Annotated in this window: 13 protein-coding genes and 1 pseudogene; 5 read left to right on the forward strand and 9 right to left on the reverse strand. The window is 73.7% G+C overall.

Annotated features, from left to right (window positions below; all coding sequences use genetic code 11):
• Positions 1 to 197: 197 nt before the first annotated feature.
• The 3 genes and pseudogenes from FHX40_RS25970 to FHX40_RS24100 all read right to left on the reverse strand — a co-directional run.
• Positions 198 to 353, reverse strand: a pseudogene (locus FHX40_RS25970) (DUF397 domain-containing protein); the annotation flags it as partial.
• A 7-nt stretch (positions 354 to 360) separates the two neighbouring features.
• Positions 361 to 570 carry a DUF397 domain-containing protein gene (locus FHX40_RS24095; protein ID WP_142262373.1) on the reverse strand — a complete coding sequence of 70 codons (210 nt, stop codon included), beginning with the start codon at positions 568 to 570 and terminating at the stop codon, positions 361 to 363.
• The gene (locus FHX40_RS24100; protein ID WP_170198984.1) at positions 521 to 1,438 is read right to left on the reverse strand and encodes a helix-turn-helix domain-containing protein; all 918 of its coding nucleotides are present in this window, start codon (positions 1,436 to 1,438) and stop codon (positions 521 to 523) included. Before FHX40_RS24100 ends, FHX40_RS24095 begins: the two co-directional genes overlap by 50 nt.
• A gap of 784 nt (positions 1,439 to 2,222) precedes the next feature.
• Between FHX40_RS24100 and FHX40_RS25330 the strand changes: the two genes are divergently transcribed.
• Positions 2,223 to 2,756 carry an ATP-binding protein gene (locus FHX40_RS25330; RefSeq protein WP_280525124.1) on the forward strand — a complete coding sequence of 178 codons (534 nt, stop codon included), beginning with the start codon at positions 2,223 to 2,225 and terminating at the stop codon, positions 2,754 to 2,756.
• Positions 2,757 to 2,815: 59 nt separating this feature from the next.
• Here the strand turns inward: FHX40_RS25330 and FHX40_RS24110 are convergent, their stop codons facing one another.
• From FHX40_RS24110 to FHX40_RS24125, 4 genes are all read right to left on the reverse strand, one after another.
• Positions 2,816 to 3,088 (reverse strand): hypothetical protein, encoded by a 273-nt coding sequence (locus tag FHX40_RS24110; protein ID WP_142262250.1) that lies wholly within the window; start codon positions 3,086 to 3,088, stop codon positions 2,816 to 2,818.
• 225 nt (positions 3,089 to 3,313) lie between these two features.
• The gene (locus tag FHX40_RS24115; RefSeq protein WP_142262251.1) at positions 3,314 to 3,745 is read right to left on the reverse strand and encodes a PPOX class F420-dependent oxidoreductase; all 432 of its coding nucleotides are present in this window, start codon (positions 3,743 to 3,745) and stop codon (positions 3,314 to 3,316) included.
• Positions 3,746 to 3,880: 135 nt separating this feature from the next.
• Positions 3,881 to 4,342 (reverse strand): VOC family protein, encoded by a 462-nt coding sequence (locus FHX40_RS24120; protein ID WP_142262252.1) that lies wholly within the window; start codon positions 4,340 to 4,342, stop codon positions 3,881 to 3,883.
• Complete coding sequence (locus FHX40_RS24125) at positions 4,339 to 4,929, reverse strand: DinB family protein (RefSeq protein WP_142262253.1); 591 nt, start codon at positions 4,927 to 4,929, stop codon at positions 4,339 to 4,341. The genes FHX40_RS24120 and FHX40_RS24125 overlap by 4 nt, the downstream gene beginning before the upstream one ends.
• A 53-nt stretch (positions 4,930 to 4,982) precedes the next feature.
• Between FHX40_RS24125 and FHX40_RS24130 the strand changes: the two genes are divergently transcribed.
• From FHX40_RS24130 to FHX40_RS24140, 3 genes are all read left to right on the forward strand, one after another.
• Positions 4,983 to 5,999: a helix-turn-helix transcriptional regulator gene (locus FHX40_RS24130; RefSeq protein WP_142262254.1), complete on the forward strand. Its 1,017-nt coding sequence runs from the start codon at positions 4,983 to 4,985 to the stop codon at positions 5,997 to 5,999.
• Between the two features lie 803 nt (positions 6,000 to 6,802).
• Positions 6,803 to 8,119, forward strand: coding sequence for a vWA domain-containing protein (locus FHX40_RS24135; protein ID WP_142262255.1), 1,317 nt, complete (start codon positions 6,803 to 6,805; stop codon positions 8,117 to 8,119).
• Positions 8,116 to 9,081 (forward strand): ARPP-1 family domain-containing protein, encoded by a 966-nt coding sequence (locus FHX40_RS24140; RefSeq protein WP_142262256.1) that lies wholly within the window; start codon positions 8,116 to 8,118, stop codon positions 9,079 to 9,081. The genes FHX40_RS24135 and FHX40_RS24140 overlap by 4 nt, the downstream gene beginning before the upstream one ends.
• A gap of 563 nt (positions 9,082 to 9,644) precedes the next feature.
• Here FHX40_RS24140 and FHX40_RS24145 read toward each other — a convergent pair.
• The gene (locus FHX40_RS24145; RefSeq protein ID WP_142262257.1) at positions 9,645 to 10,055 is read right to left on the reverse strand and encodes a hypothetical protein; all 411 of its coding nucleotides are present in this window, start codon (positions 10,053 to 10,055) and stop codon (positions 9,645 to 9,647) included.
• 222 nt (positions 10,056 to 10,277) lie between these two features.
• Here FHX40_RS24145 and FHX40_RS24150 point away from each other — a divergent pair, with 222 nt between their 5' ends.
• Positions 10,278 to 10,847: a dihydrofolate reductase family protein gene (locus FHX40_RS24150; RefSeq protein WP_142262258.1), complete on the forward strand. Its 570-nt coding sequence runs from the start codon at positions 10,278 to 10,280 to the stop codon at positions 10,845 to 10,847.
• 66 nt (positions 10,848 to 10,913) lie between these two features.
• Here the strand turns inward: FHX40_RS24150 and FHX40_RS24155 are convergent, their stop codons facing one another.
• Positions 10,914 to 14,111: an AfsR/SARP family transcriptional regulator gene (locus FHX40_RS24155; protein WP_142262259.1), complete on the reverse strand. Its 3,198-nt coding sequence runs from the start codon at positions 14,109 to 14,111 to the stop codon at positions 10,914 to 10,916.
• Positions 14,112 to 14,174 lie beyond the last annotated feature (63 nt).

The following is a 14,174-nucleotide window of genomic DNA, read 5'->3' on the forward strand; positions in this document are numbered from 1 at the left end:
CTTCATCGTCCGTCCGAGGTCGCTCGTGGCCCCCCATGCGGATTCGGCGTCATGCAGCTGCTTGATGTTAGGCAGACCCACCTTGTCGGCTGATCTCATGGGTTGGGCCTGTAAGCTCTCGGATAGCGGATACCGATCCTGCCCTGATGGGAAACTGCGACCCGGCTCAGTTGCCGGCGTCGCCGCTGTAGGTGCTTTCACACCCTTGCATTGGCGCGCATCCGGGTAACAAAGTCACGCCAGTCGCTTTCGCTCACCTCGAGTACGGGGCCTGTGGGGTTCTTCGAGTCGCGGATGGCGACTTGGCCTGATGGGAGGAGAGCGACTTCAACGCAGTTGCCGTTGCTGCTGTAGCTGCTCTTACGTCATTTCATTCGTACGCATCCAGTTGATGAAGTCACGCCAGTCGCTGCCGTGGATCTCGAGTATGGGGCCTGTGGGGTTCTTCGAGTCGCGAACGCCGATTCGGCCGGAAGGGAGGAAAGCGACCTCAACGCAGTTACCGGTGTCGCCGCTGTGGCTACTCTTGCGCCACTGAATCCGGGACGTACCGTCCCGGATTCTGGCCATCGGCTGAGGGCCGGTCACTACTCATCTCCTCTGCGATCATTGTGATCATTTTTAGCGAATCGGCCTCGGGCAGCGCCGATGCGCGTAGGTGTTGGAACGCCAACCTATACCTGTGTACCTCAGTTTCGTTCTCCAGATAAAGACCGCCGAGGAGATTCTCCAGGTAGACGACCTCGGTGACTCCGGGACCGGGGAATTCGAGGACCTCGAACGGGCCGAACATGCCCGTTGATGCGCCGGCGGAGAACGGCAGGACCTGGATCGTGAGGTTCGGTAGTTCGGCCAGCGTGAGGAGGTGGCGGAGCTGATCGTGCATGACCGTTGGTCCGCCGACCATCTGCCGAAGCGCGGCTTCGCCAAGAACCACCCATAGGTTGAGCGGATCGGACCGGGTGAGGACGCTCTGGCGAGCGGTTCTGATCTGGACGAACTTCTCGACGTCCTCTCTTCGCTCCCAGGCCCGGCTGCCGCCGACCATGGCGAGGGCGTACTCCTTCGTCTGGAGCAGGCCGGGGATGACCTGGTTCTCGTATGACCAGATCTCTTTCGAGGTCGTCTCCAGGCTGAGGAGGTCGGCGAAGGGGTGGGCGAGGTTCGCTCCGTAGGAGTGCCACCAGCCGCGTTCGCGGGCGCTCTTGGCGAGGGCGATGAGGGCTTTGCGCTGGTCGGGGTCGTCGAAGGCGTAGAGGTCGAGGAGGTCCTGGATGTCGCCCCAGTGGGCGCGGATCATGCCGTTCTCGATGCGGCTGATCTTGGATTGGGGCCAGTGGAGGCGTTCGGCGGCGGCTTCGATGGTGAGGCCGGCTTCTCTTCGGATCTTGTTGAGGGCGCTGCCGAGCCACTTGAGGCGGATGGAGTAGTGCGGCATCGAGTCCTCCCGTGGGGGTTCACGCCGAGGCGGCGATGCGGGTAGGCAACCTTTCGACGCAAAGGGCTTGCGAGTCGTGAAGCCTTCGGTCATTGTGACAGACGCAGTCACTGATCGTGCTTGAACACATTCATTGGGTGACTGCAATGTCCAGGTCTGGGAGCGAGTGACCGAAAAGCCGCGCCCTGTCGGTTGCTCGGCCAGGCCAACGATCGGTACCTGCGAAAGGCTTCACGATGGTGAGAACCGTGAGGGAGGCCGACTGCGTCGGCGCGGGGCCGTCGGCCGGGTGGCCGCATGGAAGGCCGCCTGCGGGGATCGCGGGGGAGAGGCCACAGGGGTCGGGCTCGTCCGGCGGTGGTACGGCGGGGCATTTCGGGCCTGCGGCGCAGGGCGCCTCGGCTCGCCACGACGGGGACGCCGGGCACGCCGCGGATGGTGAGGCCGGGGGATCACCGGAGTGGCCGGGGGAGCGGTTATCCGAGTGGATCGTGTGGTACGGGCGGGCCACGCGCAGATGGTGGGCCCTGCCGCCAGAGCGGTACCGGCACACGGGTAGCCTCATCGAAGCGGGCGGTCCAGGAGAACTGGCGGAGCGTATCCGGCAAATCGAGTGGGTCCGTTCGCGGTTCGACCAACGCAGGGACGGGCCGTCGCGTACCGGCTCGGCGGACCGGAGGCCGCGGTCGTACGGCGGGCCGGCCTGGCGCGCGGGCCGCGAGGCGGACGGGCGGTGCCGGGCATGAAGGGCGCGTTGTCGCACATGGCGACGCGCGTCCGAGGGATGGGGCTCGCCGTCGAGGCCGTCGTCGTCCGGTTCCGCCGGGGGCGGACACGGGGGCACGGACACGCAGCCGGTACGGCGCTGCCGTACCGGCGGGGGGAGCAGGGGCGGGACCCGGTGACGATCAGCCGAACGTTCGCTGCGGCGTACGACCAGGTGAGGGCCGCACGGGAGTTCGTGCGAGAGCAGGTGGGGGATCACCCGCGTGCGTACGACCTCATGCTGGTCACCAGCGAACTCGCGGGCAACGCGGTACAGCACGGCGGGCGGCGCGACGGGACCGCGCAGGAGTTCGTGGTGTCGGTGACCGTCGCCACCGACCGGGTGATCGTCGCCGTGCGGGACGGGGGCATGACGGGCATTCCGCACGTGCTGCCGTACGACGAGGGGTCGATCGGCGGCCGCGGTCTCGCCCTGGTGGAGATGCTGTCGAAGCGGTGGGGGTTCGAGCGGGACACGGACGGCACCGTGGTGTGGGCCGAGCTCGACGAGTCCGGCGGCGAGGAGGTGCCCGCCCCGATCATCCCCTGGTGATCCGGCCACGCGTCGTCACACCGTCGACGAGGCCGGTGTGGCGCGCCCGGGACTCGCTCCTACTCGAGGAACACGAAGGACAGCGCGAGCATCCCGAGAGCGACGAGCAGGGACAACACCGCCCCCAGAATCCGGCGTATCCGAGCGGCCCGCGTCAGCCGCGGCGGCGCCGACGGGTCCGTCTCGTCCGAGGACTCGCCGGTCCGCGCGTCGGCGGCGTCGCCCGCGGGGAGGGCACCGCGCCGCTCGCCCTCGCCGTCCCGGCCTGCCGGCCGTACCTCTCCGACGTGTTCCTCAGCTTCGTCGGGTTCCCGAGGCCCGACCTCCGCCACACCGCCTCCCGGCACGACTTCCCTCGCCTGCCGCCATCCCACGGCCGACAGCACTGTAGCCGCTCGTCGCGATCGGCGGCCGGGATTCGGCCGAGCCTCCGGCGGGGCCACATCGGCCCAGGTCGCGGCGGGTGGCCGACCCGTCCGAGGCGAACCCGCCGGTCCCGGCGCGGTACGGCACGGCGGTGCCGGCCACGGGCGCGAACGGCCGGCGGCCGGGCAAGGTCAGCGGACCTTGGCTCCGTACACGTGGTCGACCGTCATCTTCACGAGCACCCTGCGATCGGAGACCATGGCGGCCCGGTACTCCTCCCAGTCCGGGTGCTCCCCGGCGGCCTTGCGGTAGTACTCCACCAGGGCCTCGACCTCCGGGCCGTACGGATCGGTGCTCGGCCCGATGATCGTCACCGTGCCCTCGGCGGTCGCCCACGACCAGCCGTCCGCGCTGGTGACCTCGAGCGCCGCGCGGGGGTCGCGGCGCAGGTTCTTCGTCTTGATCCGGTCCTCGGTCGTCGAGATGTAGATGACGTTCGCCTCGCGGTCGTAGTACGGCGTCACGGGCGAGAGCTGCGGACGGCCGTCCGGCTTGATCGTCGCGAGCACGCCGAGCCTGCTCTGCGCGAGCAGGTCGCGGAGATCGTAGGACGCGTCACTCATGTCCGGAGCAACAGCGAGATCGCGCCGGCTTGTTCCAGGGGCCGCGCGACGGCCGGCCACCCGCCGCCCGCCACCGGGGCGGCCAGGCGGGTGACCGGCCGTGTCGCCGGGCCGTACGGCTGTCGCCCGGGCGGGTCAGTCGAGGCAGAACTCGTTGCCCTCGGGGTCGGCCATGACGATGTGGCCCGCGTCGAGCGGAGGCCGCGGGTCGTGGCGGTGGAGGCGCTTGGCGCCGAGGGCGACGAGGCGGTCGCACTCGGCCTCGAGGGCGGCCATGCGTTCCTCGCCCCGCAGGCCGGGGGCGACGCGAACGTCCAGGTGGACACGGTTCTTGACCGTCTTGCCCTCGGGCACCCGCTGGAAGAACAGGCGCGGGCCGCGGCCCTCCGGGTCCTCGATCGCCGAGCGGGAGTTGCGCTGTTCCTCGGGTACGCCGATGCGGGCGAGGAACTCGTCCCAGGCGGCGAGCGGGTCGGCGCCCTCGGGGAGGTCGACGCCGGGCGGGGCCGGGTGCACGTAGCCGAGCACCTCGCGCCAGAAGATCGACAGGGCGCGCGGGTCGTGGCAGTCGAAGGTGATCTGGATCCGGCGGCTCATCGGTTCGCTCCCGTGGTGGTGGCGGCGTTCGTGTGCAGGTACAGGTCGCGCAGCAGGCACACCTCGGCGAGGTGGTGGATCAGCTCGCGGTGGATGTGCAGCACCAGGTCGGCCATGGTCAGCTCGGGGTAGGGCTCCTTCGGGCCGACCTTGGCCCGCAGCTCGTGGTCACCGAGGCCGCGTACCCCGGCCAGCCAGGTCTCGACCTGGGCGTCGAGCTGCTCGAGCGCGGCCGCGGCCGTGCCCGCGTACGCCCACGTCTCGTACGACGCCGGCGGCGCGCCGAAGTGGGCGGCGTTGCGCACGGCGAGCACGCCGACGATGACGTGGCCGAGCCGCCAGGCGATCGTGGTGAACGGCGACGGGTCGGGCTGCGGGAAGGCGTAGTCGATGGTGAAGTCGCCGGCGCCCGCCTGCACGGGGGCGGTCGAGGTGCCGCGCGGCCGTACGCTCCAGGCGTCCGGCACCGGTGACCAGAGGTACTCGTCGTCGGTGAGGCCCGCGAGCCGGTCCCGGATCTGGTGGTTCCAGTGCCATTCCCACTGGTCGCACAGGATGCGGTTCCAGCCGCGTTCGGTTGTGTCCATGCGGCCACTCTTCCCCGTGAAGCGGACAGGATCGGTCCGCTATCGTCGGCGACATGGACGGCACGGCACCGGTGGGCGACGAGCGGGGCACGACCGAGCGGGTGCTCGCCCTGCTCGGGCTGCTCCAGCAGCGGCAGGTGTGGAGCGGCCCGGAGCTCGCCGAGCGGCTCGGGGTCACGCCGCGCACGGTACGGCGGGACGTGGAACGGCTGCGCGCGCTCGGCTACCCGGTGCACGCCGAGCGCGGCGCCGGCGGCGGCTACCGGCTCGGCCGCGGCCAGGACCTGCCGCCGCTGCTGCTCGACGACGAGGAGGCGATCGCCACGGCGGTCTCGCTGCTCGCGGGCGCGGGCGGCGCGGTCGCGGGGGCCGGGGAGGCCGCGCTGCGCGCGCTGACCAAGCTCGACCGGGTGCTGCCCACCCGGCTGCGGCACGAGGTGCGCGCGCTCGCCGCGTCGGTGGAGTCGTTCGGCGGCGGGGGCCGCACCCCGGTGGACGCCGAGACGCTGATGACGCTGGCCCGGGCGTGCCGGGACGAGGTGGAGGTCGAGTTCGCCTACCCGTCCGGGGGCGAGGTGCGCCGCCGGCGGGTCGAGCCGTACCGGCTGGTCACCTCCGACCGGCGCTGGTACCTGTTCGCCTACGACCTCGACCGCGCCGACTGGCGCAGCTTCCGGGTCGATCGCATGTCGGACGTGTCGGCACGAACCTGGCGGTTCCGGCCGCGCCCGGCCCCGGACGCCGCCGCCTACGTGCAGGAGGGCGTGACGAGCCGCGTCTATCCGCACCAGGCGCGGTTCCTCGTGCACGCGCCCGCCGAGACGGTGCGCGCGCAGATCCCGCCGTCGGCCGCCGTGGTACGGCCGAGCGGGCCCGGCCGCTGCGAGGTCCAGGCCGGTGCCGCCGACCTCGACCTCCTGCTCCTGCACATGGCCCGGCTCGGGCACGACTTCGAGGTGCTCGACCCGCCCGAGCTCGCCGAACGCTGCCACGCGCTCGCCCGGCGGCTGCTCGCGGCCGCGGACCCGCGGGCGCCGGAGCCCGCGGCACGGGCCTCCGCATCCGGATGAACCCGGCGCGGCGTCACGTCGGCAGGGCCGGGTGCTCGTAGGTGAGCGCCACGCCGCCCAGCGCGCCGATCTTCTCGCTCAGGTACGCGTACCGGTCCGCGGTGGTACGGCACGGCACCGAGACGACCGGGTTTCGCCCCGCCGGTGATCGCCGCCTGCGAACCGCACCTCGCGGCAGGCCGCCACCGCCCGGCCGGTCTCGGCGAGGGCGTGCGGGGCGACGGTGTGCCGGCGCATCGCCTCGACCCCGTGGCCGAGCGGCGCGTGGTCGTACGCCACGTCGGCCGTTCCGGCCATTGCCGCACCACCGGCGGGAACGGAAAACGGGACGCCAGGGGGTATGCGGCAGGGTGGCCGAAAGGCATTCCCGGCCGTTCCACGGCCGATTTCGGAAAGGCGGCGGCCCGGGGTGTGTCATGTCGTGTCAGGCGAACGTCACGCCGCCGGATACGGCGAGGCCAGGCAGGAAAGCCGTGGGTACGGCCCGTGTTTTCGCAGACGGCGATTCTCCGGTTCGGGCGACGTGTCCCGCCAAGTCGCCGGTGGCCCTCGGTCCTGCCGTACCGTGCCGGACGGTCCATGGCACTCGCAGGCCGGCCTGCGGCGATGGGCGTGACGCGCGGGTTCGCGGGTGACGGTGCCATACCGACGCGCATCAGGAGGGCCGGGGATCAGGGCGGTGGCGGGAACCCGACAGGCCATCGGCGCGGCATATCACAGGGGGCGCGGAACGGCAACTCAATTATTCGATGGCCCAAAAATTCAGTTTAGCCGGAAAGGACACACGATCTAGGCTTCCCGATATGAACATGTCGGAGCTGCTCACGCATTTCCGCACGCACGGCACGCCGCTGACGCTTTCGCGCCGCGGCGAACTGGCGTGGGACGACGCGGAAGTCCACCGGGAGGCATGGGAGGCCGACCCGGAGGGCTACGCCCTGCTCGCGCTCGTCCCCGGCGTGCGGCAGTGGCAGCGCGCCCGGGTGTTGCTGCGCATCCTCGCCTCCTCCCAGGCGCACCTCGCCGACCCCGCCCGCGCCGTGCTCGCCAAGGCGACCCGGGCGCTGCTGTTCGGCCTCGCCCCGGACCAGGCCGTCACGGCGCTGCTCGCGGTGCGCCGCCTGCGGGCGAACCACAAGCACACCACCCGGGCGATGGTCGCGTTCGCGCTGGAGCACCCGGACGGCGACGCGCTCGTCGCGGCCCGGCGCCCCGCCCTCGTCGACTGCCTCGAGCACGCGCTCGGCAAGTCGACGGCCCGCGCCTGCGCCCGCCTGATCGCCGAGGGCGACGTCGGCTCGCCGTACCTGCGGAGCCGCCTGCTGCGGTTCACCCGGGACCCGGAGACCGCGATGCGCCGGGTCCGCGCCCTGTACGGCCCGGGCACACCCAACGCGCCGGTGCCGCAGGAGCCGCCGGTCCCGATCGACCCGCCGCGCGAGGACCCGGAGGTGGTGACGGTGACCAACCGGGGCGACATCGCCGCGACGCTCGTCCACCTCTACCGGGGCGGCCCGGAGTCCGAGCTGCGCCCGGCGCTCGCCCGGTACGTCGCCGAGGCGACCCGCGGCCTGCCGCGCCTGGAAGCGCACGTCGCCCTCGTGCTCGACACCTCGGCGTCGATGCGCGGGTACGGCGAGCGGGAGTGGGCGATCATGTCGCAGGCCGAGGCGCTGCGCCTGGTGCTCGCGGAGGTGTGCGAGCGGCTCACCGTGATCGAGACCGGCGGGCGGCCGGACGCCCCCGCGGGCGCCACCGACCTCGCCACCGGCCTGCTCGACGCCCTCGCCGCCGGGCCGGACCTCGTGGCGATCGTCACCGACGGGTACGAGAACACGCTGCCGGGCGACCTCGCCCGGGTGGCGGCGAGCCTGCCGGGCGCGGGCGTGACCACGCCGGTGGTGCTGTGCCAGGCGACCTTCGCCCGCAGCGACGACCTGACCTTCCGTACCCCGGCCCCTGACCTGCCCCGCGCGCGGTTCTGGCACCAGGACGACTTCGCCGAGCTGCTGCCGTGGCTGCTGTGTCACTGCGCCCCCGGCCGGGCCTGGATCCGGCGGGCGGTGCTCGACCGGCTGTCCGGCCGCGCCGCGGCGGCACTGGAAGGAGGACGTGCATGACCGAGCTCGCGACGCTGATGCCCGCGCCGGTCGACCTGACGGGCTACCGTCTCGGCCCGCCCCAGCAGGCCGGCGCGCTCACCGTGGTGCCGGTATGGGGGCCCGAGCACGCCGGTCTGGTGCCGCCGCGCGGCGGGCTCAAGCTCCGGCGGGTCGTCGGCTACGGCGACCTCGAGCTGCACAACGGCGCGCCGGAGGGCGTGGCGGTCGTGCCGCTGCACATCGGCTACATCCAGCACGGCGCGCAGAACCACGCGCTCTGCTCGGCCGCGCTGATCGCCGCCGGGCAGACCCGCCGGTTCGAGAACGCCTGCTGCGTGCAGGCCGGGCAGGGCGGCTACCTGCAGGGCCGCGACCAGTGGTTCTTCGTGCTGCCGCTCGAGCTGCGCGCCGAGGCGCTGCGGCTGCGCGGCACCCTGGGCTTCGCCAAGCTGTGGGACGCCATCGCCAGGCTGAACGAGGCGTACGGCCTGCCGAAGCGCGGCCACCTGGAGCAGATCCTCACCCGCAAGCGGCCGATCCTGACCCAGTGGCAGAGCCGGCTGGAGCCGCTGCCGGGCCAGGTCGGGGCGCTGTTCTTCGTCGGCGAGCGGTTCGCCGGGATGGAGATCACGCCCAGCCCGCGGTACTTCGCCGACATGTGGATGCCGCTGGTCTGCTTCGCGTACGGCGTGGCCGCCTGGCAGGCCGAGCCCGAGCCGCGGCCGGCCGAGCCGTACCGGGCCGGGAGCCTCGCCGGGCTGCGCGCGGAGCTGGAGCGTGACCGGGCGGCCCGGATGGAGCGGGTGGCGTCCTGGCTCGCCGAGCCCGCGGCCGGCGGCGAGTGGACGGTCGAGGAGGAGGAGCGCTACCTCGACCTGCGGCTGTCCACCGTGACCGGGAACGGGATCGCCGGGCAGGTGGTCACCCGCGACGGGCGGCCGGTGTACGCGTCGCTGTTCTCCACCCGCTGGGAGCGGTGAGCCGGGAAAACGCGTTGCGCCGGGGCGGCGGCCTCGGGTTGGATGATCACTGCGGGAACTGCGCCGGGCATGGCGGTCCCACTCCACTCATTCCAGGTGAGTTCGTTAGGAGACGTGGTCTCCTCTTTCGTTGTGCGGAGGCTCGTCACCGGAGTCCGCCAGGGCGCCGGCCGCCCGTCCCGCACCCGAGCGGTCCCTCACGCGACGAGGGCCGGACGCGGCCCGGAAGGATCACCGGGCCACCCGGCTCACGCCTCCCGCTCCCGCATGCCGCGGCATCGCCCCCACGTCCCGGCCTGCGGCCGTTCGTCGCCGGGAGCGGTGAGCCGGGGAGGGCACGGAAAACGCGTCGCGGCAGGGTGGCGGCCCGGGTTGAAATGATCAGCACGCGGGAACTGCGCCGGGCATGGCGGTCACGCTCCCTCATTCCAGATGAGTGACGGCGATGCCGAGCCACGGACTCGGTTTCGATGGAGACCCGTCAGCGCGCCGGCCGCCCGTCCCGCACCCGGTCGCCGGCCTCGTGGCCGAAGGTGGCCCGAAGGGTCACCGGGCCACCCGGCTCACGCCTCCTGTTCCAGCAGGTCGCGGTACCGCTCGTACTCGGAGTCGGCGGGGTCGAGCAGCTCGGCCTGCACCATCGCCTTGCCGAGTTCCTTTTTCAGGTCCTCGTCGTCGCATTCGAGGCTGCTCTGGATGATTTCCGCCACGATCGTGGTCGTCCCGGCCTCGAATATGGCGCCGGAGTCCTTCTGGTAGAACCACGCCTCGTAGACGACCACGTCGTCGTCGACCACGTCCCAGAGTTCCACGAAGTTCAGGACGCTTTCGCCGTCCTCGCCCGGAGCGAGCAGCTCTTCGGCGCTCAGGTCCGAGCCGTCGTAGGCGTTCCCGCAGGCCCGGAGCTGCTCGGCCTGGTGAGGGCTGAGCTGGTCCGCGGAAGTGACCTCACGTTTGTTCGTGAACTCGAGCATGGCGGCACATTAACAGCCTTTCCGCGGCCGTTGAAACGATTGTGGAACAGGCCGTGGGCCCACTTGGTGAAGGAGTGGCGGGCCGTACCGTTTGAGCCGTTGACGCCCCCTTACCGGGTACGGCGAGCCGACCTGAAGGAAACCGTAAGGGGTGCCCGGCAGGCTCGTGGTCATCGAGAGCGGCGGCACCGGGCCGCCGCCGAGGGCCACCGGGAGCCGGTCATGCGCAAGCTCATCGAGTCCACCTTCGTCTCGCTCGACGGCGTCATCGACGACACCACCCCGTCCACCGCGTCCCGCGCGGAACCGCAGCACTGGGGCCACCCGTACTGGGACGAGCAGCACGCCGCCTACTCGGCCCGGCTCATGGCGGAGGCGGACGCCCTGCTGCTCGGCCGGGTGACGTTCGAGGCGTTCGCCCGGTCCTGGGGATCGATGGACACGCCCGAGGCGAAGCCGATGAACGAGATGCCCAAGTACGTCGCCTCGCGCACCCTCACCGAGATCACCACGTGGAACGGCACCCTCATCAAGGGCGACGTCGCCGAGGAGGTCGCCAAACTGAAGGAGCAGCCGGGCAGGCACATCCTCAAGTGGGGCACCGGCGAGCTCGACACCACCCTGGTACGGCACGGCCTGGTCGACGAGTTCCACTTCTGGTACTTCCCGGTGATCGTGGGCGCGGGCAAGCACCTGTTCGAGGGTGTCGGCTTCGACACGACCCACCTGCGGCTCGCCGACGTGGAGCGCTTCGACTCCGGGATCGTCGTGCACATCTACGTGCCCAAGTGAGATCGCCGGGGCCGCCGGTACGGCAGGGCGGCCGGTCGCCGGAGCACGCGAGCCGGACGGGGAGCGTCAGCCGGACGCCGCCGGGCCGGGCGCATCGAGCAGGGCACGTGCCTGCTCGGGGGAGAGCCGGGCGCCCTGGGCGAACAGCTCCGGAAAGCCCGGCACCGCGGCCTCGGCGGCGGCGGTGATCCGGGCGAGGTCGTCCCGGTCACGGGGCGCGAGGCGCTGCCCGGCCGCCCTCCGGGCCGCGTCGGCCGCGCCGAGGAGCAGCGCGGCGAGCCGAGGCCGCCCGTCCGCCACGAGCGCGCCCGCCATGCCGACCAGCGCCCACGCCATCTCCGGCGCCGACCCCAGCTCGCGGGCCACCTCGAACCCCTCGCGGAAACGGTCGAGCGCGCCCGCCGCGTCGCCCCGGTCCACGGCGAGCAGCCCCAGCTCGGCGAGGACCATCGCCAGGTAGGGCGGCGGCCCGTCCCCGCCCCGCCGCCGGGCGGCCGCGAGCAGCCCGCGCAGGTGCTCCTCGGCCTCGTCCACGTCCCCGGCCCGGCGCGCGGCGACCGCGAGGGCGAGGCGGGCGAGCACCTCCTCCGCGCGCAGCCCCTGCCGGGCGGCGAGCCGCCGCGCCCGCTCGCCGTACTCCCGGGCGCCCGGCACGTCCCCCGCCTGCACGGACAGCCAGGCGAGCCAGCCGAGCCGCCCGGCCACGTCCGGCCACAGGCCCAGCTCCTCGGCGAGCCGCAGCCCGTCCCGGCAGAGCCGTACCGCCTCGGCGTGGTCGCCGGTCAGGTCGGCGAGGCCGATCAGCCAGTCGGTGCCCCGCAGCACGCCCCACGCGTCGCCGAGCGCGTCGAACAGCTCGGCGCTTCGCCGGGCGTCGCGCTCGAGCGCGGCGAGGTCGTGCCGCAGGTGTGCGAGCATCGCCCGGGTGCTCAGCGCGGCCGCCTCGCCCCACCGGTCGCCGGCGGCGCGGAACGCGGCGAGGGCCTGTTCCAGCAGCTCGGCGGCGGCCGTCCCGTCCCCGAGGCCGGCGAGCGCCATGGCGAGGAACCACTCGGCCCGCGCCCGCTCGGCCGGTCCGGCGACCTTCCGGTACGCCTCCAGCGCCTCGGCCGCCCGCTCCGGCCCGGCCTCCCCCTGCCAGATCGCGAGCCCGGTACGCCAGACCTCGGCCGCCGCCCGCAGCCCGTCCGGCGCCTCGCCGCCGACCGCGAGCGCGGCCTCCAGGGCGCGGCGGGCCTCGCCCACCCGGCCGCGCAGGAACCGGTACCAGGTGAGCGCGAGCGCGAGGCGCAGCGCCGGCTCGGCCGCGCCGTACCGGCGGAAGGTTTCCAGCGCGGCCCGCAGGTTCGCCGCCTCGGCGTCGAGCCGCCGCAGCCACTCGCCCTGCCCGGGGCCGCGCAGCGGCGGGTCGGCCCGCACGGCGAGCGCGAGACAGTGCTCGGCGTGGCGGCGCCGTACCGCCGCCTCCTCGCCGCTCTCCCGGAGCCGGTCGAGGCAGTACGCGGCCACCGACTCCAGCAGCCGGAACCGCGGCCCGTCGCCGCGCACCACGAGCGACCGGTCGACCAGCCCGGCGAGCAGGTCGAGCACCTCGGCCCGGTCCACCCCGTCCCCGGCGCACACCGCCTCGGCCGCCTCCAGCGTGCAGCCGCCGGCGGGTACGGCGAGCCGCCGCAGCACCGCCCGCTCGGCGTCGGTGAGCAGCCGCCAGCTCCAGTCGATCACCGCGGCGAGGGTGCGCTGCCGGGCGGGCGCGTCCCGCGGCCCCTGGCCGAGCAGCCCGAACCGGTCCCGCGGCACCTGCAGCCGGGCGGCGAGCTCGGCCACCCCGAGGACCGGGACCCGGGTGGCGGCGAGCTCCAGCGCGAGCGGGATGCCGTCGAGCCTGCGGCACACCTCCGCGACCGCGCCGACCTCGGCCTTCCCGTCGAGACCCGCCCGCGCCGCGAACAGCCGTACGGCGGGGCAGGCGGCGAGCCGCTCGGGGTCGTCGGTGTCCGGGATCTCCAGTGGCGGCACCTCCAGGCGGGCCTCGCCGCGCAGCCGCAGCGGCTCCCGGCCGGTGGCGAGCACGCGCAGGCCGGGCGCGGCGGCGAGCAGCGCTGCGACGAGGCCGGCCACCGGCTCGACCACGTGCTCGCAGTTGTCGAGCACGAGCAGGGTGCGCCGCTCCCGCAGCACGTCGGCGAGCCGGCCGGCGGGCGGGCGTGCCTCGCCGGGTGTGTCCGGTACGGCGAGCGCGGCGAGGACCGGCTCGGCGGCGTCCCCGGACCCGTCCCAGACGGCCAGGTCGACGAGCCACACGCCGTCCGGGAAGGCGTCGACGAGGGTCCGGGCGGCGGCCACGGCGACGCTCGTCTTGCCGACCCCGCCCGGGCCGGTGAGCGTGACGAGCCGCCCGGCGCCGAGCAGCTCGCGTACCCGCGCGACCGTGTGCGTGCGGCCGATCAGCTCGGTCACCGGGGCGGGGAGGTTGGTGGCGGGCCGTGCGGCGCGCGCGGCCGGTGCCGGCGGGTCCTCGGCCGGGTCGCCGGTAAGGATCGCCTGGTGCAGCGCGGTCAGTTCCGGTCCCGGGTCGAGGCCGAGCTCGTCGGCGAGCAGCCGCCGCAGCTCCGCGAAGCGCTCGAGAGCCTCGGCGGTGCGGCCCGACCGGTGCAGGGCGCGCAGGTGGGCCGCGCGCAGCCGCTCCCGGAACGGGTGCCGGGCCACGAGCTCGCCCAGCTCGGCGACGAGCTCGCGGTGCTCGCCGAGCGCGAGCCGTACCTCGGCGTGGGCCTCGACGGCGGCGAGCCGCCGCTCCTCCCAGTGGTGGGCGGCCCGGCGGACGAACTCCTCGTCGGCGAGGTCGGCGAGGAACGGCCCGCGCCACAGCTTCAGCGCCTCGGCGAGCAGGGCCGCGCGTTCCCGCAGGCCGGGGGCGGTCCGGGCGCGTTCCACGAGGGCGGTGAACCGCGCCGCGTCGACCGCGCCCGGCGCGGCCCGCAGCGCGTACCCGGGCGGCCGGGAGACGACGAGGTCGCGTCCGCCCGGCTCGGCCGCGGCGAGCGCCCGCCGCAGCTGGGAGATCCGCACGTGCACGGCCGCGGCCGGGTCCGCGGGCGCCTCGTCGCCCCACAGGTCCTCGGCCAGCCGGTCCCGCGAGACCACGCGCCCCTCGTGGAGGAGCAGATCGGCGAGGAGCGCCCGCACCTTCCGCCCCGGGATCGCCACCGGCTCGCCGTCGTCGGTCCACACGGCGAGCGGGCCCAGCACGCCGAATCGCACCACCCCACGCTACGCAAACCACCGCGAAGGCGCCCCGCGATTTCGCCCGGTACGGCGTGCGGC

The sequence above is a fragment of the Thermopolyspora flexuosa genome (assembly GCF_006716785.1).
Taxonomy (GTDB): domain Bacteria; phylum Actinomycetota; class Actinomycetes; order Streptosporangiales; family Streptosporangiaceae; genus Thermopolyspora; species Thermopolyspora flexuosa.

What these genes read in the sequence shown, in the direction of transcription:
- FHX40_RS24125 (WP_142262253.1), bottom strand. Translation starts at nt 4,929, where the DNA reads ATGGACACAACCGAACGCGGCTGGAACCGCATCCTGTGCGACCAGTGG.
- FHX40_RS24100 (WP_170198984.1), bottom strand. Translation starts at nt 1,438, where the DNA reads ATGCCGCACTACTCCATCCGCCTCAAGTGGCTCGGCAGCGCCCTCAAC.
- FHX40_RS24130 (WP_142262254.1), top strand. Translation starts at nt 4,983, where the DNA reads ATGGACGGCACGGCACCGGTGGGCGACGAGCGGGGCACGACCGAGCGG.
- FHX40_RS24135 (WP_142262255.1), top strand. Translation starts at nt 6,803, where the DNA reads ATGAACATGTCGGAGCTGCTCACGCATTTCCGCACGCACGGCACGCCG.
- FHX40_RS24115 (WP_142262251.1), bottom strand. Translation starts at nt 3,745, where the DNA reads ATGAGTGACGCGTCCTACGATCTCCGCGACCTGCTCGCGCAGAGCAGG.
- FHX40_RS24140 (WP_142262256.1), top strand. Translation starts at nt 8,116, where the DNA reads ATGACCGAGCTCGCGACGCTGATGCCCGCGCCGGTCGACCTGACGGGC.
- FHX40_RS24095 (WP_142262373.1), bottom strand. Translation starts at nt 570, where the DNA reads ATGGCCAGAATCCGGGACGGTACGTCCCGGATTCAGTGGCGCAAGAGT.
- FHX40_RS24120 (WP_142262252.1), bottom strand. Translation starts at nt 4,342, where the DNA reads ATGAGCCGCCGGATCCAGATCACCTTCGACTGCCACGACCCGCGCGCC.
- FHX40_RS24150 (WP_142262258.1), top strand. Translation starts at nt 10,278, where the DNA reads ATGCGCAAGCTCATCGAGTCCACCTTCGTCTCGCTCGACGGCGTCATC.
- FHX40_RS24145 (WP_142262257.1), bottom strand. Translation starts at nt 10,055, where the DNA reads ATGCTCGAGTTCACGAACAAACGTGAGGTCACTTCCGCGGACCAGCTC.
- FHX40_RS25330 (WP_280525124.1), top strand. Translation starts at nt 2,223, where the DNA reads ATGGGGCTCGCCGTCGAGGCCGTCGTCGTCCGGTTCCGCCGGGGGCGG.